This window comes from Microcoleus sp. bin48.metabat.b7b8b9.023, assembly GCF_013299185.1.
GTDB lineage: Bacteria > Cyanobacteriota > Cyanobacteriia > Cyanobacteriales > Microcoleaceae > Microcoleus.
Map to the genome: position 1 here is coordinate 78,307 of NZ_JAAFKG010000023.1, position 23,401 is coordinate 101,707.

The 23,401-nt window shown below is 44.4% G+C and carries 19 protein-coding genes, 1 pseudogene and 1 CRISPR repeat array; of the genes and pseudogenes, 9 read left to right on the plus strand and 11 right to left on the minus strand.

The features are described 5' to 3' along the window. Positions 1-274 precede the first annotated feature (274 nt). Positions 275-343: pseudogene (locus QZW82_RS15170) on the plus strand (DUF433 domain-containing protein); the annotation flags it as partial. On the opposite strand, the gene QZW82_RS15175 reads toward QZW82_RS15170, so the two are convergent. Next, positions 336-3,020, minus strand: coding sequence for a tetratricopeptide repeat protein (locus QZW82_RS15175; protein WP_293149469.1), 2,685 nt, complete (start codon positions 3,018-3,020; stop codon positions 336-338). The pseudogene QZW82_RS15170 and the gene QZW82_RS15175 overlap by 8 nt on opposite strands. Next, complete coding sequence (locus tag QZW82_RS15180; protein WP_293149471.1) at positions 3,017-4,483, minus strand: helix-turn-helix transcriptional regulator; 1,467 nt, start codon at positions 4,481-4,483, stop codon at positions 3,017-3,019. Before QZW82_RS15180 ends, QZW82_RS15175 begins: the two co-directional genes overlap by 4 nt. 191 nt (positions 4,484-4,674) lie before the next feature. Between QZW82_RS15180 and QZW82_RS15185 the strand changes: the two genes are divergently transcribed. The 3 genes from QZW82_RS15185 to QZW82_RS15195 all read left to right on the plus strand — a co-directional run bounded on the left by QZW82_RS15185 (position 4,675) and on the right by QZW82_RS15195 (position 7,260). Continuing rightward, the gene (locus QZW82_RS15185) at positions 4,675-4,860 is read left to right on the plus strand and encodes a hypothetical protein (RefSeq protein ID WP_293149473.1); all 186 of its coding nucleotides are present in this window, start codon (positions 4,675-4,677) and stop codon (positions 4,858-4,860) included. A gap of 335 nt (positions 4,861-5,195) precedes the next feature. Next, positions 5,196-6,518, plus strand: a complete 1,323-nt coding sequence (locus QZW82_RS15190) for a 3-isopropylmalate dehydratase large subunit (RefSeq protein WP_293360575.1) — start codon at positions 5,196-5,198, stop codon at positions 6,516-6,518. A 262-nt stretch (positions 6,519-6,780) separates the two neighbouring features. Continuing rightward, positions 6,781-7,260 carry a gluconokinase gene (locus tag QZW82_RS15195; RefSeq protein ID WP_366665025.1) on the plus strand — a complete coding sequence of 160 codons (480 nt, stop codon included), beginning with the start codon at positions 6,781-6,783 and terminating at the stop codon, positions 7,258-7,260. Between the two features lie 281 nt (positions 7,261-7,541). Here the strand turns inward: QZW82_RS15195 and QZW82_RS15200 are convergent, their stop codons facing one another. Together QZW82_RS15200 and QZW82_RS15205 are read right to left on the minus strand one after the other, a co-directional pair. Beyond that, positions 7,542-8,522, minus strand: coding sequence for a carbohydrate kinase (locus QZW82_RS15200; protein ID WP_293149477.1), 981 nt, complete (start codon positions 8,520-8,522; stop codon positions 7,542-7,544). Positions 8,523-8,616: 94 nt separating this feature from the next. Then, the gene (locus QZW82_RS15205) at positions 8,617-8,820 is read right to left on the minus strand and encodes a hypothetical protein (protein ID WP_293149479.1); all 204 of its coding nucleotides are present in this window, start codon (positions 8,818-8,820) and stop codon (positions 8,617-8,619) included. Positions 8,821-9,176: 356 nt separating this feature from the next. Here QZW82_RS15205 and QZW82_RS15210 point away from each other — a divergent pair, with 356 nt between their 5' ends. The 5 genes from QZW82_RS15210 to QZW82_RS15230 all read left to right on the plus strand — a co-directional run bounded on the left by QZW82_RS15210 (position 9,177) and on the right by QZW82_RS15230 (position 13,472). Beyond that, positions 9,177-9,452: a helix-turn-helix transcriptional regulator gene (locus tag QZW82_RS15210; RefSeq protein ID WP_293149481.1), complete on the plus strand. Its 276-nt coding sequence runs from the start codon at positions 9,177-9,179 to the stop codon at positions 9,450-9,452. A 34-nt stretch (positions 9,453-9,486) separates the two neighbouring features. Further along, a complete protein-coding gene (locus tag QZW82_RS15215) occupies positions 9,487-9,771 on the plus strand; it encodes a hypothetical protein (protein WP_293149507.1) in 285 nt (94 codons plus the stop codon). A gap of 85 nt (positions 9,772-9,856) precedes the next feature. Next, the gene (gene hisS, locus QZW82_RS15220) at positions 9,857-11,131 is read left to right on the plus strand and encodes a histidine--tRNA ligase (RefSeq protein ID WP_293149483.1); all 1,275 of its coding nucleotides are present in this window, start codon (positions 9,857-9,859) and stop codon (positions 11,129-11,131) included. A 195-nt stretch (positions 11,132-11,326) separates the two neighbouring features. Further along, a complete protein-coding gene (locus tag QZW82_RS15225; RefSeq protein ID WP_293149485.1) occupies positions 11,327-12,118 on the plus strand; it encodes a Uma2 family endonuclease in 792 nt (263 codons plus the stop codon). A 244-nt stretch (positions 12,119-12,362) separates the two neighbouring features. Further along, positions 12,363-13,472, plus strand: a complete 1,110-nt coding sequence (locus QZW82_RS15230; protein WP_293149487.1) for a DNA cytosine methyltransferase — start codon at positions 12,363-12,365, stop codon at positions 13,470-13,472. Positions 13,473-13,781: 309 nt separating this feature from the next. On the opposite strand, the gene aroF is transcribed toward QZW82_RS15230, so the two are convergent. The 7 genes from aroF to QZW82_RS15265 form a co-directional block, all read right to left on the minus strand. Beyond that, positions 13,782-14,843, minus strand: coding sequence for a 3-deoxy-7-phosphoheptulonate synthase (aroF, locus tag QZW82_RS15235; RefSeq protein ID WP_293149489.1), 1,062 nt, complete (start codon positions 14,841-14,843; stop codon positions 13,782-13,784). 713 nt (positions 14,844-15,556) lie between these two features. Beyond that, positions 15,557-16,925: direct repeats of the CRISPR family, unit length 36 nt; unit sequence GTTTCAATCCCCTTGCGGGGAAAAGTGAATTGCGAC. A gap of 574 nt (positions 16,926-17,499) precedes the next feature. Continuing rightward, positions 17,500-17,976 (minus strand): PAM68 family protein, encoded by a 477-nt coding sequence (locus tag QZW82_RS15240; RefSeq protein ID WP_293149491.1) that lies wholly within the window; start codon positions 17,974-17,976, stop codon positions 17,500-17,502. 170 nt (positions 17,977-18,146) lie between these two features. After that, the gene (gene rpsO, locus QZW82_RS15245) at positions 18,147-18,416 is read right to left on the minus strand and encodes a 30S ribosomal protein S15 (protein WP_293134126.1); all 270 of its coding nucleotides are present in this window, start codon (positions 18,414-18,416) and stop codon (positions 18,147-18,149) included. A gap of 148 nt (positions 18,417-18,564) precedes the next feature. Beyond that, positions 18,565-19,188, minus strand: coding sequence for a Holliday junction branch migration protein RuvA (gene ruvA / locus QZW82_RS15250; RefSeq protein WP_293149493.1), 624 nt, complete (start codon positions 19,186-19,188; stop codon positions 18,565-18,567). A 67-nt stretch (positions 19,189-19,255) separates the two neighbouring features. Continuing rightward, positions 19,256-19,510, minus strand: coding sequence for a hypothetical protein (locus QZW82_RS15255; RefSeq protein ID WP_293149495.1), 255 nt, complete (start codon positions 19,508-19,510; stop codon positions 19,256-19,258). A gap of 214 nt (positions 19,511-19,724) precedes the next feature. After that, a complete protein-coding gene (locus QZW82_RS15260; protein ID WP_293149497.1) occupies positions 19,725-22,355 on the minus strand; it encodes an AAA-like domain-containing protein in 2,631 nt (876 codons plus the stop codon). A gap of 311 nt (positions 22,356-22,666) precedes the next feature. Beyond that, a complete protein-coding gene (locus QZW82_RS15265; protein ID WP_366665026.1) occupies positions 22,667-23,389 on the minus strand; it encodes a hypothetical protein in 723 nt (240 codons plus the stop codon). Between the last annotated feature and the right edge of the window lie 12 nt (positions 23,390-23,401).

Genomic DNA, 23,401 nt, shown 5'->3' on the forward strand with positions numbered 1-23,401 from the left:
ATTTGTGGAGATGTCCAATATACTTGACATTCTGAGAATAAACTACGATTATTTAACAACACATTACATTACGTATAATTTCGTAAAATTAAGTGCGATCGACATTTCGTTCAATCTGTAAATAATGGAACCTCCAGCACAAATCCAGGTAAAACATCTTCTCCAGAAAGTTGTGTTGCTTTCTTAAACCATAGGTTAGCAGTCCGCCGGAATTTAAAGGAAAAGTGCGATGTCTGAACAAGATATCCCTAAGATAATTGCGCTCTAACTTGGTAAGCGAGGCGGTAAACATTGTATTCGAGGTATGAGAATTACGGTTTATTATGTGTTGATATTTACATAGTCCAATTTAGTTTACCTACAGTCCAAATATACGCCAACTTAATCATCCTGAAAATTCTCACTCGATTTAACACCCCAATTTTGTAATATTTATTAAAACCTTCTAATGAAAATTTTATAAACTTTAAATACTGCCTTTTATGCCATGAAGCAAGTGCTAATCCCATCATACAACTCGCAACACCATGACGGTTTTCAATAGCTATTCTGATCTTAAGTGCCATCTCAAATTTTTCATATGCCTCATCAATTTCATTCTTAGCAAGATGAATAAAACCTAATTGTTCATAGACATCAGCCATACCGCCCTGTCCACTTTGAGACTCCATTTTCTTATATCCTTCAAGAGATATATTGGATTGCTCTTCTGCTAAAAGAGGTTTGCCTTGATTAAGAAAAACCCAGGCTAGATGATGCGGTATCCAAGCTAGGGCGTTATCATCTTGAAATTTTTCTGCTAACGGCTTAGCCTCGGTCAAATAAGATATGGCGCGATTGTATTCACCCATTCTTCGATGTAGAATGCCAAGATAGACTAATGGGCTAATAACTTTATGCATAATCTTATTTTGTATTCTCAGATTCAAAGCTTGTGTATATAACTCAATCGCCTGTTTAAATTTACTATGGCTCATTTCATAAAGAGCTATAGTCTCAAGTAATTCTGTTTTTAATTCCAGCATTTTTACTTGAATATTAAGTTCAGAATTATAATTAATGAAGTTTTCAATCATTGTCAATGATTTTTGAGAAGATACTATACCTTCTTGATAACCAGCAGAATAAATTAGAGATATTCCTAGACGAGCATTAGCTTCTATATGATTTTCTGAATTCTCTGGTGATTCTGCAATGATTTGTGAAAAAATATTATGAGCTGCCGCTCTATTATTTCCAGATAATGCTCTAGCTTTTAACATTAATATATAATTGAGATCGTCAATGTTTCCTTGAAAACAAAAGATTGCATTTTGAATGATTTCTAGTAGGCTATTAGTAAGTGCTTGCCATATTAAATATTCATCCAAAGACAACGCTAAATTTTTTTCTTCTTGGCTTATGCATATAGGTATAGAAAAAATTGCCTTGAGTAGGTTCCATTCTCTCACTTTACAAACATGATACAAGGAATCTAAGTAGCGTCGCACTTTCTCTAAATTAGTTGTATCAGATGGTGGCTCGTCTTCAATCATGAGATAGTATTCTACCGCTGTGTAGTCAGCAAGTTCCTCAATTGGAACCTCATCCAGATCTATTTTCAGGCTGGCAAAAAGTGATTGACCACGAGTTTGTGAGTTAGTTGTCATATTTGCTTCCTTATAAACTTTTTCACTCAGCAATTTTTCCTTCAGTTTTTGACACTCTTTCACTAACGGAATGCCTAATTCTGTAGCAATGGACAAAGCATGATCGCAATACTCAAGAGCTAGAGTGCTATTACCTAACTTGAGATGAATCTCTGCCAAGTTCTTGAGGTTATAAGCCTCACTAGAACGAGCACCAGCCTCTCTCGAAATTTTCAGAGCTGCTTGTAGATTATCCATAGCTTCTGAATATTGCTCTGTTTGGATTAGAGCCTCTCCCAAATTGTTCAGTGCGATCCTTTCGCCGTAACGATCACCAATTTCTTGCTTAATGGTTAAACTTTGCTGCTGGTATTTAATCGCCTCAACAAAGTTACCTAAACCTTTGTAAGCACTACCTAGATTGCCTAGTGCTCTCCCTTCCCCTGCACGATTGCCAATTTCACGGGTAATTTTCAAAAGTTGATGAAAGTATTCAATTGCTTTAGAATAGTTGCCCAGAGCATAGTAGGTAGCACCTAAATTTCCCACGGCAGTTGCTTCCCCTTCACGATGACCAATTTTGCGGGTGAGATTCAAACTTTGTTGCTGGTAATCAATGGCTTGCGGATAGTTACCCAATGAATCGTGAGCAATAGCAAGATTTCCCAAAGCGCTCGCTTTTCCCTTAAAGTCTCCAATTTCGTGTGCAATAATTAAATGCTGCTGATGGTATTCAATAGCCTGGATATAGTTACCTAGAAAATCATAAGTTCTACCAAGATTTCCCAAAGCATTTCCTTGTTGCTGAGAGTCACCAATTTCTCGTGCAATAATCAAATGCTGCTGATGATATTCAATTGCTTTAAGATAATAACCCTGTTGGTCATATAGAAGTCCCAGATTACCCAAAACCCTTCCCTCACTTTGACGATCGCTAATTTGGCGAGCGATGGTCAAACTTTGCTGCCAATACTTTTTTGCCTGGGGATAGTTGCTCAGCAAGTAGTAACTATTACCCAGTCCTTTGAGGCAAATAATGTCTATTCTAGAGTTTAATTTGCCCAAAACTTTAATATAAACAGAATTTAGTTCCGGGTAATAGCCCCAGGTTTCTAGTTGATTGTGTAATTCGTCTTTTGTCGGCGTATCTAGGTGAATAAAAAGGATGGCGCTGGCTTTTTCCCAATCTTCCACATCGCTGAGATGTTCAAATGATTCCAAGTACCGCTTTACCTTCTCTAAATTCTCTGCATCAGGCGGTGACTCATCCTCAACTGTGAGGTAATATTTCACTGCCGTATAAGCAGTAAGTTGCTCGATCGGAACTTCATCCAAATCGATGTCCAGCCTTGCAAATAGCAATTGACCAGGTGTTGATTCGTTAGAGATCATGCTGATTGTGATTGATTTTTTAGACTTGTTAATAACTTTTGATAGTTAGCCAGCGCCACACTGCGAACTAAATTGTGTTGTCCCAAAACGGGCTTATTATTGTGGTTAACTGATCCCTCAGCGAGGAAGCGATCGCACAATTCCTTTAATGCCCTCTCTTGACGCTCCTCGTTACACTGGTTATTCTCTATACGCTTCACCAAATTGACTAATTGCATCAGCCACCCTTCTGCTTGTACTGGAGCGCGATACACTGAAGCCGCACAAATTAAGATGTAAGCATCCTTCACCTGCTTTTCTAATCGGTCAAATGTAACTTCCAAACGTTGTTTGTTGACTTCTCTTTGCACTTTCAACGTTAGTTTATGCAGACTCCATTCATCTTTTCCTCCTAATATATTTCCTTGCTCTGCCTCAGCAATAGCTGTTTCTACCTCCTCTATTTTGCTGTTGATATCATTCCAATAAGCTTGGACATTCGCATCAAAAGATTCACAGATTTCCCCAATAATTACTCGCAAAACTAGAGGATGACCCTTGTAAGCTTTCCCAATTCGTAACAAGAGGGGTTTATCAGGTGAATCCTGGTTTACCTCTAATCCAGTTGTCTCGAACAATGCTTCCTGTTCTGATTCGTTTAATCCATACAAGACTTCCCGATGCCAGAAATTTTTGTAACGGAAGTCTACCAACTTCACAGGCAAATCCTGTGAAGTGATGATTAACCGACTTTGGCAAGATTCTGCTGACAATAAGCTCAAAAAGAATTTTTCCCACCACTCATCAGCAAAATCACCCCAACCATCCTCTTCATTTCCGGTTAACAGTTTTTCGAGAGAATCAATCAGCACCAACACCTGATTTTCACGTAGGTGTTTGACTAATCTATGTAACAATTTTTCTGGTTTTTTATCCTCTGCTGACAGTCTCTCTCCCCACTCTTCCAGCCATCTAGCAGCAACACTGGCAAAGTCTGTGGCTTTGTCCTCATAGTCAAAATTCGCTCGTCGCAACTTGTTCTTCCAATCTCCAGAGAACCAGTCTTGCAATTGCACTGCTAATCTTTCAGCCAGAGCAGTTTTACCAATTCCCGTGAGTCCCAGGATTAGCAATAGCCGACATGACCCGCGAAGCTTCTGACTTAGTTCGGCTACAAGCTTTTCTCGACCTACCCAAGCATTGTCATAGGCATAAAAACCTTGTGGAGAAGTAGAATCTTCGGGCGAAGTATCACTATCTGAGTTAATAGGTTTAAGAATTTCTCGTTTATCTAAGTTCAATTTTTCGCAAATCCGTTCAAATGTCGATATAGATACCGATTTGCTGTTGATAAAGTTGCTGACGGTGGATAAGACTATTCCTAGATTTGCGGCTAAGTCTCCCTGAGTCAGAAACCCATTGCGTTCAATAGCTGATATAACTTGCTGCTTGCGGTCTGGGTGAATTTTGACGGATCTTGGCATGGCTCATCCCACAAGATGTACTTATCTCTGATATTACACAGTTGGTACTGGTAATTCCGGATATGTGGACAAAGTAATTAGGTCGCAGCTCAGTTACGAACTCAGTTATCAAGTCAGGTATCCCTCAGATTCGACCTCACTCAGCCTTTTCAGACTATTGGAGTGTAGAGTTTTACAGGACAAATAACTCCATGTCTCAAACACAACCCACGACTTACACTAGCGAACCAGTCATTTCTGTACCAACTCATCTCGAACCCAATATGCCACCGCAATCTCATACAGGCAGTGTACCTGAAACCCTCTTGGCGATCGCAATTTTGATCCGCTCAATTGCCTTACTAATTCACGTACTCAAGTCAGGTTCTAAGAAGTAGTACCCGTCATCTGGCAAAAAATGTCGCATCTCCTATTTATGGGGATGTGGCTTTCTTATCGGAGGTCGGCAAGATGGGTGCAGCCATATACTCTACACGAAGAGCCGTGAGGATAACCGCACAAGGCATACACAATTCCTAAAAACCTCTCTATGACTTCCTTAATCTTGGCTAATTTTTCCTTGTCAAAAATCGTTGAATATGACGCTTGTGAGTTTCAGTCTTAAGTTGAAACGAACGATTCGAGGCATTTCCATACCTCTGTATCCTCGGTAACAGGGAATATTTCGCATACAATACACTTGTAGCATCTAAGCAAAAAGAGCGATCGCACTATGGGAATGACCATCACCGAAAAAATCTTGGCCAAAGCATCGGGCCGCACTAAAGTCGAGCCCGGAGACAACATCTGGGTGGAAACAGATGTGTTGATGACCCACGATGTCTGCGGGCCGGGCACCATTGGCGTATTCAAAAAGGAATTCGGCGATAATGCTAAAGTCTGGAATCCCGACAAAATCGTCTTAATTCCCGACCACTACATTTTCACTAACGACGAACGCGCTAACCGCAACGTCGATATTCTCCGCGATTTTGCCAAGGAACAAGGGATAAAATACTTTTACGACATCACGGATCGATCGAACTTTAAAGCCAACCCCGACTATAAAGGAGTTTGTCACATCGCCCTCGCCCAAGAAGGCCACACGCGCCCGGGCGAAGTGCTTTTCGGCACAGATTCCCACACCTGCAATGCCGGCGCTTTCGGACAATTTGCCACCGGTATCGGCAATACCGACGCCGCATTTATCATGGGAACCGGCAAATTGCTGATTAAAGTGCCGGCGACGATGCGCTTTGTACTCAACGGCGAACTACCAGATTATTTGTTAGCAAAAGATTTGATTTTACAAATTATAGGCGATATCAGCGTTGCCGGTGCTAACTATCGATCGATGGAATTTGCGGGCGATACAGTGGAACGTTTGACAATGGAAGAACGGATGACGCTGTGCAATATGGTAATTGAAGCTGGCGGCAAAAACGGCACCGTTGCGCCGGACAAAACTACCTTTGATTACGTTAATCCTCGCACTAATGTGCCGTTTGAGGCATTTTACACTGATGAGGGTGCTCAGTTTTATAGCGATCGCACCTACGATGTCAGCAAACTAGAACCAGTTGTCGCTAAACCACACTCCCCCGACAACCGCGACTTAGCCCGCAATTGCCGCGATGTCAAGATCGATCGAGTTTACATCGGTTCCTGCACCGGCGGCAAAACCTCGGACTTTTTGAATGCAGCCCGAATTCTTAAGGGAAATCAAGTCAAAGTTCCGACGTATTTAGTACCAGCAACTCAGAAGGTTTACGAAGATTTGTTTGTTACTAAATACGACGGTCAAACGCTGTCGGAAATCTTCTTAGCTTCCGGTTGCATCGAACCCGCAGCGCCTTCTTGCGCCGCTTGTTTGGGCGGGCCAAAAGATACTTTCGGGCGGATGAACGAACCCGAGATTTGCGTGTCTACAACTAACCGCAATTTCCCCGGCCGGATGGGGAACAAGGAAGCACAAGTTTATCTCGCTTCGCCTTATACGGCGGCGGCTTCTGCGCTGACTGGACACGTAACGGATCCGCGCGAATTCCTGCGTTAGAAAGTAGTTGGTTTATGGTGTGCCACAACCGCAGAAGGTGCTTGTGGCATACCCTACGGGATGAATTTAAGTCGCGATGATTGTTATCGCTCTTTTGTCACTCCAGAAAAATAAAAATTGCAGCCAACTGATGAAACTTATACTCAATGGGCAATCTGGCGATCGCAAACTGATAGGAACCCATACCTCAAGCTCAAAAGGGGAAAGTCTCTCGGTGTAAAAGTTCCAGGTTTTTATATGACGAGAGTGACGAAAGAGCGTTATGGTGATGGGAGTCTCCGGTTCGGGCAAAACTACTGTTGGCAAGTTGCTAGCGGAATCTCTCAATTGGGATTTTAGCGATGCCGACGATTTTCACCCGCCAGGAAACATAGAGAAAATGAGTCGGGGCATTCCTTTAGAAGATGGCGATCGCCTGCCTTGGTTGTTGCAGTTGCAAGGTACAATAGACAGGTGGCTGTTAGAAAATAAAAATGTCGTGTTAGCTTGTTCTGCCCTCAAAGCATCTTACCGCGAAATGCTCTTTCGAGACAAGCAGCGAATGAAAATAGTTTATCTCAAAGGTGATTTTGAGCTATTCGCACCCAGGCTAAAAACTCGCGAAAATCACTACATGAAAGTGGACTTGCTGTTAAGTCAGTTCGCTACTCTCGAAGAACCTGAAAATGCAATTATTATAGATGCTTCGCAGCAGCTAGAGCTAATGCTACGCCAAATTAAAAACCATCTGATTTGCGCTTAATTGCCCACAATACAACAGGTTTGTAGTGAGGACTTTAGTCCTATCTTGTTTCAGGTTTGTAGTGAGGACTTTAGTCCTATCTTGTTTCAAGAGGACTAAAGTCCTCACTACGAACCTAAATCAAACAGGTTTGTAGTGAGGACTTTAGTCCTATCTTATTTGAAGAGGACTAAAGTCCTCACTACGAACCTAAATAAAACAGGTTTGTAGTGATGACTTTAGTCCTATCTTATTTGAAGAGGACTAAAGTCCTCACTACGAACCTATAGAGGTTTAGTTAGCTAATTTTTGTTGTACAAATACAAGAAAGCTTCTACTTCAGCCGCAGTTGGTTGTGCTGCAATTGCCCCAGGCTTCATTGTTGTCATCGCACCCACGGCGCTGGCATAGATTACAATGTTTTGGGCAATTTTTGGATCTGCTAAATTCTTAATTCCATACTTGCACAACTGCCGCACAAAACCAGCAACAAACCCATCGCCGGCACCTGTTGTATCCTCAACGTCTACTGCAAAGGCGGGGATTTTTCCTTCATTTTCCGATATACAATAGGAGCAACCTTTATCGCCCGCCGTCACCAAAACGCCTTCTACAGAATCGAGACGGTAGGTAATAGCTCCAGCGTCGCTAGTTCCAAACAACCAATCGGCTTCTTCGTGAGATAACTTGAGAAAATCTACTTTTTTTAATAGTTGTAAGATGGGCGCTTTTGCTTCGTCGGGATTTGGCCAAAATACCGGACGCCAATTGATGTCAACTATAATTTTAACGTCGTAACGTTCTGCTAGTTCGATCGCTCTTGCGATCGCCTCTCGACTTTCAGGATAAGCTAATTCTAAAGTGCCGAGCACTAAAAACTCCGCATTTTCAAACAGCACCTCGGGTATTTGGGCAGCCTGGAAGCGGGTGTCGGCAAAATCCGCAGTATCCATTTTACCAAAACCGGCAAAAGATCGATCGCCCGCTTCATTTCGCAAGACATAAACTTGTCGCGTCGGCGCACTCGGATGGCGTTGCACTCCAGCGATATCAACCCCTGATTCTTGCAATACCTGTACCAGAGAATCCCCCAATTCATCCCCACCTACAGCACCGATAAATCCCACCGCCGTCCCCAATTTAGCTAGAGCACAGGCAACATTAGCAGGAGCACCACCAGCATATGCCGTCCAAGATTCTACCTCTTCTAGAGATACTCCTGGTTTGTCTGCTAAACAATCAAATAAAATTTCACCCAGACACAGAACGCGAGGATAAGTCATATTGATTTTAGATTTTAGATTTTAGATTTTAGATCTAAGAGCAGCAGTAAATAAGGCAATAATTATTTTTAACTCGTCCCAGAAAAATTGCCATCTATTTTTTAAGGGTTCCTCCCATAATATCAGACTTACTGATACCGACACTTACACCATCAACGTACAAGTCGCAGTGCAGGCTTATCAGCAGTAGTTTTACGTGCCAACTTCTGCGGGTTTTTGGGCCAGATGTTCGGATGCACCCAGGTAAAGCCAGCATCCGCCACCCCACGCGCCAGCGGTGTTGGTGCTGAGTTTGCAAGCAGCGATTCTGCAAGGGAGTTGGGGCTCCCCAAGGAGTGTCAACTTAAGTTCAAACCCATCCACAGACTGCTGCTTAACTATTAAATTTAGATCCGAACGAGCCAAGAGGGCGGGCACGCACCATCCACCGCCCCTACAAGGGGGGAACCGGAATCTTCTCAAAGTCCCCCTTCTTAAGGGGGATTTAGGGGGATCTAGGCTCGGCATATAAACGAGATTTATCAAGGGTTTTAGTCTTAAGTTGTCACTCCTTGGGCGCTCCCGTGCCCCAGCCAATTTAATTTTCTCTTCATATCTAGATCCCTCATCCTCTAGAATTGTATATAGGTAAATATGCACACATAGGAAAAATTTATGAACGGGAGCGTCTCTGGCACCCCTGTCACCCTGTCGGACAGAGAATTGCAAGTGGTAGAGTTAGTAGCGGCGGGATTGACCAATGAGAAAATTGCTGAGAAGTTAGAGATTAGCAAGCGTACTGTTGACAACCACATTAGCAATATCTTGAACAAGACGCCCGCTGACAATCGAGTTTCGCTGGTGCGCTGGGCTTTGCAGTGGGGGAAGGTATGTATGGAGAATATTAACTGCTGCCCTCTACCGGGGCCGATCGATAAAGAAGTATCTTAAATAGGGGTTATGGTTGGGGACAGGCAAAGAAATGATGCAAACGGCACAAGAAAAACAACTCCGCTATCAAATTCAATGCCCGGGATTGCCGCTGGCGGTGTATCGCGAAGTGGCAGCCCATTTGCGTCAAGTTGAAGGGGTGGAAACCGGTTTGATTCCGCAGCAGTCGCAGCGCTTTGATTACAGCGACAGCCAAGTTGGGGGTTTGTGGATAAAGTATCCTGATGGGTTCGATTTGGCCTGCCGCGAGCGGGTAGATCGCATTTTGGCTTATTATGGCGATCGCTACGGAGCTTGGGAATCATTAGTTATTAGTTAACCCTTCGATGATTCGGCGATTGAAATCGCTACTACACAAACGAAGTCCGCCTACGCGGACTAAGAAATAAAGACTGACTAAAAAAATGAGTGCAATTAAAACTTTACCGGGAACGCGGGATATTTTGCCCGCTGAGATTCAATATTGGCAAAATATAGAGGAAGTCGCTAGAACAATTTTGAGAAAAGCGGCTTATCGAGAAATTCGGACGCCAATTTTTGAACAAACATCTTTATTTGAACGCGGCATCGGCGAAGCTACCGATGTTGTGGGCAAAGAAATGTATACTTTTAAAGATAAGGGCGATCGATCGACTACTTTGCGCCCGGAAGGCACCGCGGGAGTTGTGCGAGCTTTTATTGAAAACAGTTTGTACGCCGCTGGTGACGTGCAGCGTCTGTGGTATACTGGGCCGATGTTTCGCTACGAACGCACCCAAGCAGGCAGACAGCGACAGTTCACTCAAATTGGGGTGGAAGTGTTGGGAAGTGCAGATCCCCGGGCAGATGTGGAGGTAATTGCGATCGCCTGTGATATCCTGCAAGCGATCGGCTTAAAAAATTTGCGCCTCGATATCAATTCTGTCGGAAACAAGCAAGACAGACAAAATTACCGACAAGCGTTGATTGATTATTTTACACCGTACAAAGATGAATTAGATGCGGATTCCCAAGACCGATTGACTCGCAATCCGCTGCGGATTTTGGACAGCAAAAATCAGCGCACTCAAGAAATTGTCGCTGGTGCGCCGAGTATTTTGGAGTATTTGGGTGATGAATCGCGATCGCACTTTGAGCAAGTACAGCAAATGCTGACAAGTTTAGGAATTAGCTATCAGTTAAATCCAAGATTAGTGCGCGGTTTAGATTATTATACTTACACCGCTTTTGAAATTATCTCCGACGATTTGGGCGCGCAAGCCACAGTTTGCGGCGGGGGAAGATACGACGGTTTAGTCAAGGAATTGGGCGGCCCGGATACCGCGGCAGTCGGTTGGGCTATGGGTATTGAAAGGCTGATTATCCTGCTGCAAAAGTTGCAACCTTTGCCCGTTCCGCAGTTGGATTTCTATTTGGTATCGAGGGGCGATAAAGCCGAACAACAATCAATATTGTTGGCTCAAAAATTGCGGAGTGCGGGCTTTAGTGTAGAGATAGATTTGAGCGGCAGTGCTTTTGGGAAACAGTTTAAAAGAGCTGACAGAAGTGGTGCAGTTGCGTGTTTGGTTTTGGGGGATGCGGAAGCTGAAAGCGAGACGGTACAATTGAAGTGGTTGGCGAGTGGCGAACAAAGTGCGATCGGCCAATCTGAACTGCTAGCCATGACAGATGAGCTAAAACAAAAGATAAAATCTGCGTAGGGCGATCGTCTCGAAAAGTAAACTCCTAAGGTTCGCAGTAAAGACTAAAGTCCTTCAATCAGGTTCGTAGTAAGGACTTTAGTCCTTCAATCTCTGAAGATAAGGACTAAAGTCCTTACTACGAACAATATTAACATTAATCCCAAAATCAAGAGATATAATTTAAGCATTAAAACATTTAACATCTGATAAACTATGACTGTAGCAACTAAAAACCCAAAAACCCAACTCACAATCACCTGGCCGCTACTACCAGAAGATTTCCAACTACCAGACGACCCCGTGGAAGACGAAAGCCAACCATTGTTAGCCGCAGCTTTACGCCAGCCCCTAACAGAATTTCCCGAATTAATCCAGGATGCTTTAATTGTTTCCAACTTTGCCCTTTGTGCCGGGATAAGTTTGCCGGAAGCAGCCACCGACGAACAGCGAACTATTTGCAAAGCGCCAGACTGGATGTACGTGAAACCCGTCAATCCCCAAAATGTCTCGCAAATCCGCCGCAGTTACACGCCACACACAGAAGGGACAATTCCCCAAATTGTGATGGAATTTCTCTCGGAAACCTACGGAGAAGAATACTCTGTTGAGTTTACATCGCGGGTGGGCAAGTGGTTTTTTTACGAACACGTAATCAAAGTTCCCACATACGTTATATTCCGAGCGAAAACAGCTCGTTTAGAAGTTTACGCTTTAGAATCAGAGCACTATAACTTGCAAAAACCCGATGAAAATGGACGTTATTGGATACCGGGATTAGACTTATTTTTAGGAGTTTGGGAGGGAACCCACGAAGGGAGAACAGGCTGTTGGTTGAGGTGGTGGAATGCAGCAGGCGAGTTATTGTTGTGGTCTGAGGAAAGACTAGAACTAGAACGTCAGCGGGCCGAACAAGAACGTCAGCGGGCCGATCGCGAAAGTCTCCGGGCCCAAAGACTAGCAGAAAAATTGCGTCAAGCCGGGCTCGTATTAGATGACGAAGAGTGAAAATTTAAACGCGATCGAGCCTTAGGATCGCGAATTAAATAATTTACATAAGCTTGTGGGATGGGCGTCCCGCCCGTCTATAAAGGACGGGCGGGACGCCCATCCCACAAGAACAATAAAAATTGTAAGTTATTTAATTCTCATTTCTTAGTACCTTTTGCACAGCGCACCTGACGACTATTTGGTATAATCACACTCTGGTGTTGCGGGCATTGAGCCGGCTATTGTCCCACTGCGAACTAATATGTCACTCGAACGTCTCAAAGACATCACCTGGAAAGCAAAACCGCAACTGATATCCTTGTTTTCCGGTTGCGGCGGTATGGATTTGCCATTTCACAAAGCTGGGTTTGATGTAGTTTGGGCGATCGACTCCAATCCATACGCCTGCAAAACTTTCAGCAAAAACATTGCCGCTGTCATCATCAACGACAGCATAGAAAACATAGACATTGCACAAGTTCCCGAAGCCGAAATATGTATAGGAGGCTTCCCCTGTCAAGACTTCTCCCTAATTTGGAAGCGCCCCGGACTTGAAGGAACCAGAGGCAATTTATATACATACTTCCTAGATTTTGTCAACAAGAAAAAGCCCAAAGCTTTTGTCGCAGAAAATGTCAAAGGTTTATTAAGCGCCAATAATTACCAAGCAATCAAACAAATAATTTCCGACTTTGAAACTATCGCACCGGGTTATTTAGTCAAGCCCAAACTTTACAACTTTGCCGATTACGGAGTTCCGCAATTTCGACAAAGAGTATTATTAGTCGGTATTCGGATGGATACAGGATTTGATTTCGTGCATCCTCAAGCAGAATACGGGCCCAATCGCCAACATCCTTATCGCACAGCGGGCGAAGCACTCCAAGATGTCGAGAAAGTTGTAGAAAATAACGAAAAGCATCAAATTCGCGATCGCACGGTTGAAATTTTGAATCGAATCAAAGCCGGAGGAAATTTTTCAGATATTCCCAAAGACAGTCCCTACTATGTAAAAGGCATGATCAGCCACGTTTATCGGCGAATTAATCCCGAGAAACCATCATCTACAATCATTGCTGGCGGAGGCGGCGGAACCTGGGGTTATCATTATCCAGAACCCCGTGCACTGACAAATCGGGAGAGGGCGAGACTGCAAACTTTTCCCGATGATTTTGTATTTGAAGGTTCAGTCACCGAAGTGCGGAGACAGATTGGGAATGCTGTACCGCCAGAGGGAATCGCTGCGGTTGTTCAGTCTCTAATTCCGCTATTTCAGGGCGATTATCCGAAAGTCGATTTATATAAAATGAGTGAAAAATTGCAGGCTATGTCAATTCAGGAGCGATTAAAACACGCAGAATTAGAGATATAGCGGTTCTCAAAAACGAGGTACGTTGTTGGGCTTTAGCCCTCTTATACTGATTATATATTAAGCAACATCCCATCAAAAACTCCATTTGAAACAATCTTAAATCCAAGCGATCGCTAATATCACGTCTGCTCTTCATCGGAATTATTCATTTCTCTCTCTTCTCTTCCTCTGCGTCCTCTGCGCCCTCTGTGGTTAAAACATTCCGATGCAACTAGAAACAACATAACTCAATGAGTAGGGGCTAAATGAAAAAAAAACCGTAGTACCTTGTAGATACTACGGTTTTTGATAACCTACCGATCGATCTTTCTATGCCAAAACTGGCACTGGTTGCGGCCAACGGTTCATGACCTTACCAATTACAGCCAATTCTTCCATCAACTTGTCGAACTGATCCGGTGTTAACGATTGCGGCCCGTCAGACAAGGCTTTTTTGGGATTCGGGTGCACTTCTATCATCAGCGAATCTGTACCGGAGGCGATCGACGCAAACGCCATCGAAGGTACAAACTGCGCCCAACCAGTCCCGTGACTGGGATCAACCATCACCGGTAAGTGAGTCAAGGTTCGCAGCACAGGAACCGCCGACAAATCCAGCGTATTCCGCGTATACTGCCTGTCATAGCCGCGAATTCCGCGCTCGCACAAAATCACGTTCGGATTGCCCGCAGCCATGATATACTCGGCTGCCATCAACCATTCTTCAATGGTGGCGGAAATGCCGCGCTTCAGCAAAATCGGTTTGTCTTGAGCTCCGACTTTCTTCAACAGCGAGAAATTCTGCATATTTCGGGCTCCGACTTGGATTACGTCGGCTACTTCTACGATCGCACTTAAGTCCGCCGCATCCATAACTTCCGTGATAATTCCCAAGCCGCTAGCTTGCCGGGCCGCCGCCAGCAATCCCAAAGCACTCTCGCCGTGGCCTTGGAAAGCGTAGGGAGAAGTTCTCGGTTTGTAGGCTCCACCGCGCAAAAATTGAGCGCCAGCAGCTTTGACGCGCATTGCGGTCTCAATTATCATTTCTTCGTTTTCGACCGAGCAAGGGCCTGCTACAACTGCGATCGGGTGATTTAGACCAATTGTCACAGTTCCCAAGGGAGTAGCCACTGGTACGGCGCTGGGTTCACCTTGGCGGTATTCCAGGGAAGCGCGCTTGTAGGGTTTTTCGACGCGCAGCACTTCCTCAATCCAAGTGCTCATTTCGCGCAGTTGCATCGGTTCGAGCTCAACGGTGTCGCCCACCAAACCCATGACGGTTTTGTAACGCCCGACGATTTTTTCTGGTGTCAAACCCCAGCTAGTGCGGAGTTCTTCGTCTAGGCGATCGATCTCGGCTTCTGGAGTGCCGGCTTTCATTACAATAATCATAATTTTCTGTTGTGTTGCGCTAAGACACGCATTATGACACGGATGGAATCCGAAAATATAGATATAAGGGCGATCGGCTGGTTTGTCGTAAGGACTTTTTTTACTAAGGGCGAGAGACTCAGAAACCGGGTTTCTGCGTAAAATCTCGTGAAAATACGTCAATTCCCATAGAAACCCGGTTTCTCGGACTCAGCGCGAGAGACTCAGAAACCGGGTTTCTGCGTAAAATCTCGTGAAAATACGTCAATTCCCATAGAAACCCGGTTTCTTGGACTCAGCGCAGGGACTCAGAAACCGGGTTTCTGCGTAAAATCTCGTGAAGATGCGTCAATTCCCATAGAAACCCGGTTTCTCGGACTCAGCGCAGGGACTCAGAAACCGGGTTTCTGCGTAAAATCTCGTGAAGATGCGTCAATTCCCATAGAAACCCGGTTTCTCGGACTCAGCGCAGGGACTCAGAAACCGGGTTTCTGCGTAAAATCTCGTGAAGATGCGTCAATTCCCATAGAAACCCGGTTTCTCGGACTCAGCGCAGGGACTCAGAAACCGGGTTTCTGCGTAAAATCTCGTGAAGATGCGTCAATTCCCATAGAAACCCGGTTTCTCGGACTCAGCGCAGGGACTCAGAAACCGGGTTTCTGCGTAAAATCTCGTGAAGATGCGTCAATTCCCATAGAAACCCGGTTTCTTGGACTAAAATTTCTTGGACTAAGGTTTCAATCCCCTTGCGGGGAAAAGTGAATTGCGACTCCGACATCCACAAACAGCCAGTGCACAAAGTGGAGAGTTTCAATCCCCTTGCCGGGAAAAGTGAATTGCGACCACTGATAAAGCGCGAATTAGATATGTTCGCCCTGCAAGTTTTAATCCCCTTGCGGGGAAAAGTGAATTGCGACTCCATACATCAAAGCCTGCGCCCAAGCACGTCGGCAAATGTTTCAATCCCCTTGCGGGGAAAAGTGAATTGCGACTCATAGTACTTATATCAAAATAGGAGCTTGGCAAGATAATATAAGTTTCAATCCCCTTGCGGGGAAAAGTGAATTGCGACGGTGTAGATGCTTCTTCTGGAATTAACCCAACAACAGAGTTTTAATCCCCTTGCGGGGAAAAGTGAATTGCGACCAGCTATTAAAGCTCAAGGTTATGATATATCTAAGAGTTTCAATCCCCTTGCGGGGAAAAGTGAATTGCGACTGAAGATAACCCATACAACAGCAATGAATATGGTTTCAATCCCCTTGCGGGGAAAAGTGAATTGCGACTTAACCAAAATGGCAAACTTGTAATCGGATTATACCGAGTTTCAATCCCCTTGCGGGGAAAAGTGAATTGCGACATAAATAAGATAAGTATTATTCTTCAACTGGCTCATGTTTCAATCCCCTTGCGGGGAAAAGTGAATTGCGACAATCAGTATGTGTACCAGAATTATTCTGGACAAATCTTTGTTTCAATCCCCTTGCGGGGAAAAGTGAATTGCGACTTGAAAAATTGTGATGTCCCAAAGAGCCACTTTTTGGGTTTCAATCCCCTTGCGGGGAAAAGTGAATTGCGACTTGCGATATCGATCGGAGAAGGACCCGGCACGCGGGATGTTGTTTCAATCCCCTTGCGGGGAAAAGTGAATTGCGACAATACTTCAACGGAAGAGTTAAATCAAAGATTAACGGTTTCAATCCCCTTGCGGGGAAAAGTGAATTGCGACTGTGGTAGATCACTTATAACTAATATGGGTACCTTCCTCTTGTTTCAATCCCCTTGCGGGGAAAAGTGAATTGCGACTTAACATCTACTAACTTAGTTACATCTATAGGTTTGTCCTTGTTTCAATCCCCTTGCGGGGAAAAGTGAATTGCGACTGACCACAACAATCGCCAACTGCCTGCAAGATCTCAAGTTTCAATCCCCTTGCGGGGAAAAGTGAATTGCGACGCTCTTTATATCTGCAGATGTCAACCAAAAAAATAGTTTCAATCCCCTTGCGGGGAAAAGTGAATTGCGACTCACCCTAGTCTCCCTTTAGTTACATTTATTCTTCCTCAAGTTTCAATCCCCTTGCGGGGAAAAGTGAATTGCGACCCCTAGCTGTGAAAGCCTTACCCAGTAAAGGCTCCAGAACCCGTTTCCGACCGATACGATTTTTTGATTTATCTACGCCTAAAACTAAGTCTCAAACATAGCTGAAATCCTTACTGGATAAGGGAACGACCGATCCAACGAGATAATCAATGTTTTAGCCATTTGGCGTATCGGTCGGATCGCTCAATGATCGAACTGCTAAAACACTACTTTAATCTATTCAATTGTCTAGGTACTGATGCCTTTGATTTGCGTAGTAACTAACACAGCAATTTTGTATTTGCTTGTGTAGATTTACAACTGTAATCTAGCAATGAAGGCATATTAAGGTAAATTTCTCTGGTTGTCAAGTGTTAAAAAAAATACTTTCAGACAACGACCGAACTCGATGGCTGAGTCACCGGCGGGCCAGATCCCCAAGTTTCTACCTGCGCCACAGCCCGCGCCGACAAAGCATAAAAACGGATATTATCTTCGTCGGAAGAAAGCTATTAGATATTTCCTAAAAAGGCTTTCAAGAACAGGCAAGATGCCTGTTCCACAAGAATTATGCCAGATGCCTAATAACTACTGACTAACTTTTAGATTTCGCATCGCGCCATGCTTGTCGCATCCGTCCAAAATTAGTATTAAATTCTTCCCACCCCAGAGTGCTTCCTGAAGCTTCTTCATCCCAGGAAGCCGAGAGGACTCCGTAGCTTAATCCCAGTACGCCTAGACCAAAACAGCCCATGCTTACCAACAATACTGCTGTGTTGGGCAAGTCAAACCAGCCTTTGCTGACTATCAAATAACTGACAAAAAATGTGGAAATTCCCAGGAGTGTCGGGGCGCCGCAGAATACCGCGATGCGGGAGATCATGCGTTTGCTGACTGCTTCTGGGATGGATTGCGCCTGCGGGCCAGTTTTTTTGGTGGCTTTGGGCTGCTTGTCTGATTTTGGTTCTTCTGTGACTGGGTTTGCTTCGGCTTCTGGGGGCTTTTTAGCGGTTTTTTTCCGATTTGAAGCCGGTTCAAAGGGTAAGCGCTGGGTGGGTGGTTCGGAGGACATATTTTTTCTTTAACCTGAAATCTCGAACAATTATTCAATAAATCTTGGCGAGGGTTTACGCAACTCTGATGGTTAATCAACGGTTTGAAACGGATTTGCGATCAGTGCGTAAATCCTGCTGGCGTTTGTCCAAGATTCTTGAATATTGTCGCAAATTTTCGCTTTGCTGTTTAGCCGCGAATGCCGAGACGGGCAATTAATGCTTTGTAGCGATCGACATTTTCCTTTTGCAGGTAAGCCAACAGGCGCTTGCGGCGGCTGATCATCATCATCAAACCGCGCCGGGAGGCGAAGTCTTTTTGGTTGATTTTCAGGTGGGCGCTGAGTTTGCTGATGCGATCGCTCAACATGGCGATTTGGACATCTGCTGAGCCTGTATCGGTTTCATGGGTTTGAAAGTCGCCCATGATTTCTTGTTTGCGCTGTTGTGTAAGAGCCATGAATTGAGTTTAGTTTTTTTTGTACGATTGTCACAATCCCATATAGTATCACAGCGGAACGGTGAAGGAGCAAATTTTCGCCGCAGATGGGTTGGTTCGTCGGGCAGAATTTGGGTTCGGATTCCCCGGTTGCTGGATTTGGTAGGGATTATCGGCTTAAATAGGCGATCGCCTCACGAATCCAATCATCCGCATTAGCTTTGTTTGACAAGTTGCTGTCTTGACTGAGGGTTTGCAGCGCTTGCAAGACTTCCGCCGCAGTGTACCCCATCGCCAGCAAAATCATCTCGACTTCTTCTTGAATCGCTGCGGGGACTCCGGCGGCGACGGAAGTTGTCAAACCTGCCTCCTGTCTCCATTCCGAGAGTTTACTTTTGAGTTCCAAAGCAAGGCGTTCGGCGGTTTTTGTGCCCACGCCGGGGGTTTTGGCGAGAATGCGGGTGTTACCGCCGACGATCGCCTGAACTAAATCTTGCATTCCTAAAGTGTCGAGAAGTGCGATCGCCAGTTGTGCACCCACACCGCTAACACTCGTCAACTGCCGAAACAAATCGCGTTCGGCCGTGCTGCCAAAACCGTACAATACGATTTGGTCTTCCTTAACTTGCTGGTGGGTAAAGATTTGGGCGACTTCGCCGGATGCTGGTAATTGGCCAGTCACGCGCGGCAAAATTTGGATGTCATAGCCAATTCCACTAACTTCGAGAGTCAGGATAACGCGGTTGCTGCCTTTGGCGATATTGGCGACTGTGCCTTTGAGATAGCTAATCATAAAATTAATAATAATACACCGCTACTGGCTTTCATCAAAATCAGCAATGATGCTAACAAGCTCCGATTCATTCGACATCGATGCCCTCCCACAGTTCAGAGATTGGTCGAGTTTGTCCAGTTTTAGCTTCTTGCAACGCTCTTTTGAGACTGGCTTTTACTTCTTCCACTGGAGTATCGTCGGCGTCTTCTTCAGTTTCATCTGTAGGTTCCGAAAGAAGGACGATGACTCGCACCGGGCCCGGAGTATCTAGCGTTAAAGGTCGATCGAGCAATAATTGACCTTTTTCGTCGATCGTTCCTGTGACTTCAAAGGCTTTCATTTATTTTTCCTTGATTTTTTTGACTTATACCGATTTTTTATGAGGCCCCGTAGAATTCCGATCCCCCCTAGCCCCCCTTGACAAGGGGGGAACAAGATTCTTCTCAAAGTCCCCCTTCTTAAGGGGGATTTAGGGGGATCGAGATCTGTGCAACTTCACATTAAATTGGTATTAATACAATTATATAACGCTTCCAGAGCAATTTTGTTATTTTTCAATTCAAAATCAGATGCTGTTTAACCAAAGACAAATCCGTCTTCCCAAAATTCACAACCAAAGCCACATTTAAATTTTCCAATGATTTTATAAACCACATAATTTCATCAGAAGCTTTACCTTCATAGTGATTGAACAAAATAGAAAATCGCTTTTCCAACTCAGGTTTAACTTTGCCAGAAAGCAGTAATATTTTCAGCAGCAAACCCATTGTCCGGCTGGGGCCGAGGTTGTATACTAAGTCGTAAAAAATGTAGTGGTTGGGATGTTGGGAATTTTCCACTACTAAAAAGTTGAATAACTGGTTGCAAGTCCGAGCTAACAATATATTATTTAATTTCCCCGAGTCGTTTTCTGGAAATGTATTTTTGATGTACTTGTACAACTTGTCATTAAATTGACGACCACCATATTCTGGCTCTACAGATGATATAAGATATTCATATAAATCCACTTTAAATGAGCTGTAGGATGGAGTTTTCCTGGCATCTCTCAAAAAAAATTGAGCCGATTCTTTGTAACTGCGATCGTCTGTTATTTTTCCAGCAAATTCCCTAACAGCCAAGTGCAATTCCGCATCGTTCAAAAGTGTGGGATTTGGCGTCGGCTGTACAATTCCTATTTCTGTATTTCTCGGCTCAACCAAATAATTTAAATATTGAGACAAGTTTTTTTCAAATTGTCGCTGTCTTTGAATTTCTAGCTTTTTGATGGTTTGCTGGTCTTCTTCAACGCTGTCCTTGCTCAGCAAAGAATGCCCGTACAAATAAGGATAGCGACAAATCAATTCGCCCAAAGGAGCATGACTATCTTGTTTCTGCGGTTGTGGCTCTTGTTCTACTGCTTTTACTAAGCGCTCTAGGGTCTGGAATTCTTCACTTTTAGTAAAAAATTCTATTTGTTCTTGCAAGCGCTTGACTATGTAAAATTCCATCCCAAATCGGGGAGAAGTCTGTTTGAATAAAGCTACTAAATCTGCAATACTCAATTTGTGCTGTGAGTGCAATTGCCAGCGGTTGATCGGGATGTAACAGCAGCGGTGGATGATATATTTAAACTCGCGATCCGATCGCTTGACGGAGATGATATTGTACAAAGTTGCTTCTATTTCGCGATCGGGGTAGCCCATACCGTCGATAAATAGTTTGCGGAACCGCTCGATTATATGTGCGGGGGATTCTCGTTCCACGCAGGAGACGATGTGATCGTACAATATCTGTTCGTTGCTGCCCGATAGAAAAGTATCTTCCGGCGGGGTGAGAATTTTCTCTGCACCGATATCTGGGCTGCTTTGTACGACTTGTGCGACAGCGACTGTCGGTTTTTTCTGAAAAGTTTCGGGATTCAAGAACCAATAGTGTTCTTGGCTTAATTGTTTGTTTGCCGCCCAATCCAAAGCTGACTGTAAAGCTTCTCCCGTCAATAACTGCGAGCTATCTTCGCGATCCGAAGCCAGCCATGCTGCCAATGCCTCGCGGTACGGAGCCAGATTTCCCAGTTCTTTTTCCACCCAGAACTGATTGAAAACAGATTGATAAATTAGGTTAGAAACTATTAATTTGCCATGAGATTTAACCACCAATCCTGACAGTTGCAATTCGATTTGTTCGGGAGAATAATCGACAGCAACTCCTGGCACTTCTTCCGGTTTTTTGGGATCGGGCGGTTGCAAAATTTTCTGGTACAGTGTTAACAGCTTGGTGAGATCGCAGCGGCTGTAGAAAATGCGATCGCGAATTGCTGTCAAATGTGGGGGTTCGTCCCAGTCTTCCCAATTTTTAATAATTCTGTGTTTGAGCAGTTGTTCCACCTGCTCGGCTTCGCAATTTCTGCCAATAAAAGACCCGTATTCAAGCACCAATTGGCACAGTCTTTGAGTCAGAAAAGGTTGACCGTCCGTCCAAGTAAATATTTCTTGGAGCACTTTTTGGGGGCGAAAAGCTTTGAGTGCCAATCCTTTTGCTAGTGGCGCACTTTCGTCCAGTTGCAATCGACTTAAATGAATTGGTCGTCCAATATTAAAAGGGTTGCAGCTTGGATCTCGGATCAATTGTGACGGGGCTGCTACTCCGAAAACCGCAAAATTCAGGCGATCGTACTCTGGTTGCTCTGCCCGCTTGGAATAACAACGTCGAATCAAGGCAAAAAAATCGCTGGTACTGAAATTGAGGATGTTGGTGGTGTCAATGTCATCTATCAAAATGACTAAATTTTGCCGCAGAGACTTGAGCAAAACTTTTTCGATAAATATCTCCAATCGCTGCACCGGGGATAGCACTTCGCGATCGTTCCACCACTTGAGGGCATCAAACCTATTTGTGAGGCGCAAGCTGCTGGCGATGCGGTGCACGATCGCACCATACCACTTTTCCAGGGAAATTTCTGGGCTGCTAATGCTTCTCAAGTTGACGGCGGCAAAAGCTGTACCTTCTGCTTGCAACCTTTTGGCCGTTTGCACTAGCAGGCTGGACTTTCCCATTTGTGGCGAACTCAGCACGTAGCAGAATTGTCCGGCTTTGAGTCCTTGGTAGAGTTCGCTGTCTGCCGATCGCCTGACATAGGTGGGCGCACCGGCAGGCAAATATCCTCCGACTTGATATTGGTTGGTTGAGTGGACTTCTGCTGTCATCTGCGAATTCATCAAGATGCTGGGCCCCTATGCTGTGCGATCGAAAAGTTACAAATTGCAATTATTGCCAGCTTATACTATTTGAGATTTGAGACTGGCCAATGACTTATTCAATAAGGGTTGGGAGTTTACCTACAGTTGCGTTCTTTTTTTGAACTGGTATTACTGTGGTTGAAAATTTTCTGACTCTTTCTCTATTGTCTACTAATGTCTACTAACTCAGCGTTGTCATTCTCAATCTTTACCGTATCTTTGCAACCAACCGCTTATAAAAACCTAGGTAAACCTGGGTAAGCTCTACGGTATAAGCTTTAAACATTCTTTCTTAGCGCTTGCGCTTCCTCGTTTTGAGGCGTGACCAAGAAACTCCAGTTAGAAACGCTATAATAATCACAACGACGTGATATTACAGCGGAACGTTTGATTTTTTTATTCAGTTGGTTCCACTCGCTCTCCTCGTGCTTTTCTGAATTCACTTCAGAATAGGCGGTTAAGGAGCGAGGTATCTTTTCACTTAATTTCATAGCCCTGCGAGCAATTACCAGTGCGGCCGCTTCATCACTAGCTAAGCCATACATTCTCAGGTATTTTACCAAACCGATAATGCTGGAATAAGCTGGATTGACTGCAATTAACTCAATGCCACGATTCGACAAAATAGAACTCAGTTGCTTGTAGAACTCACTATAAGCCCAGCCCGACAACATCCGAGCATATTTTTTACTTTTTTCTCCCAGTGACTGCTTTTTTGTTGAGAAATCAAGTTCCTCACAAGCTACGGGACATTCAAATTCCGTGGCTTTTATTGCTAGTTGCAAACAGGAATCAACAATTTGAGCCTGTTGTTTGCTTCTTGGTAAACCCATCTGCAATGGTATCTGCCCTTTGGCTTTGAGATTCCCTTGAGAATCAACATACGCCCACCCAATAGAATTAAACTCAGCGAGACTGTCACCAACCCCGCTGGTCTTCAAAACCGTGCGTGAAAATTTCTTTTCACACGGCTCCTCAATGTTTTGGTGCTTGTCACGCATACCTCATTACCC

Coding starts and splice junctions, on each gene's coding strand:
- QZW82_RS15175 (WP_293149469.1), bottom strand. CDS start 3,020: ATGATCTCTAACGAATCAACACCTGGTCAATTGCTATTTGCAAGGCTG.
- QZW82_RS15180 (WP_293149471.1), bottom strand. CDS start 4,483: ATGCCAAGATCCGTCAAAATTCACCCAGACCGCAAGCAGCAAGTTATA.
- QZW82_RS15185 (WP_293149473.1), top strand. CDS start 4,675: ATGTCTCAAACACAACCCACGACTTACACTAGCGAACCAGTCATTTCT.
- QZW82_RS15190 (WP_293360575.1), top strand. CDS start 5,196: ATGGGAATGACCATCACCGAAAAAATCTTGGCCAAAGCATCGGGCCGC.
- QZW82_RS15195 (WP_366665025.1), top strand. CDS start 6,781: ATGGTGATGGGAGTCTCCGGTTCGGGCAAAACTACTGTTGGCAAGTTG.
- QZW82_RS15200 (WP_293149477.1), bottom strand. CDS start 8,522: ATGACTTATCCTCGCGTTCTGTGTCTGGGTGAAATTTTATTTGATTGT.
- QZW82_RS15210 (WP_293149481.1), top strand. CDS start 9,177: ATGAACGGGAGCGTCTCTGGCACCCCTGTCACCCTGTCGGACAGAGAA.
- QZW82_RS15215 (WP_293149507.1), top strand. CDS start 9,487: ATGCAAACGGCACAAGAAAAACAACTCCGCTATCAAATTCAATGCCCG.
- hisS (WP_293149483.1), top strand. CDS start 9,857: ATGAGTGCAATTAAAACTTTACCGGGAACGCGGGATATTTTGCCCGCT.
- QZW82_RS15225 (WP_293149485.1), top strand. CDS start 11,327: ATGACTGTAGCAACTAAAAACCCAAAAACCCAACTCACAATCACCTGG.
- QZW82_RS15230 (WP_293149487.1), top strand. CDS start 12,363: ATGTCACTCGAACGTCTCAAAGACATCACCTGGAAAGCAAAACCGCAA.
- aroF (WP_293149489.1), bottom strand. CDS start 14,843: ATGATTATTGTAATGAAAGCCGGCACTCCAGAAGCCGAGATCGATCGC.
- QZW82_RS15240 (WP_293149491.1), bottom strand. CDS start 17,976: ATGTCCTCCGAACCACCCACCCAGCGCTTACCCTTTGAACCGGCTTCA.
- rpsO (WP_293134126.1), bottom strand. CDS start 18,416: ATGGCTCTTACACAACAGCGCAAACAAGAAATCATGGGCGACTTTCAA.
- ruvA (WP_293149493.1), bottom strand. CDS start 19,188: ATGATTAGCTATCTCAAAGGCACAGTCGCCAATATCGCCAAAGGCAGC.
- QZW82_RS15255 (WP_293149495.1), bottom strand. CDS start 19,510: ATGAAAGCCTTTGAAGTCACAGGAACGATCGACGAAAAAGGTCAATTA.
- QZW82_RS15260 (WP_293149497.1), bottom strand. CDS start 22,355: ATGACAGCAGAAGTCCACTCAACCAACCAATATCAAGTCGGAGGATAT.
- QZW82_RS15265 (WP_366665026.1), bottom strand. CDS start 23,389: ATGCGTGACAAGCACCAAAACATTGAGGAGCCGTGTGAAAAGAAATTT.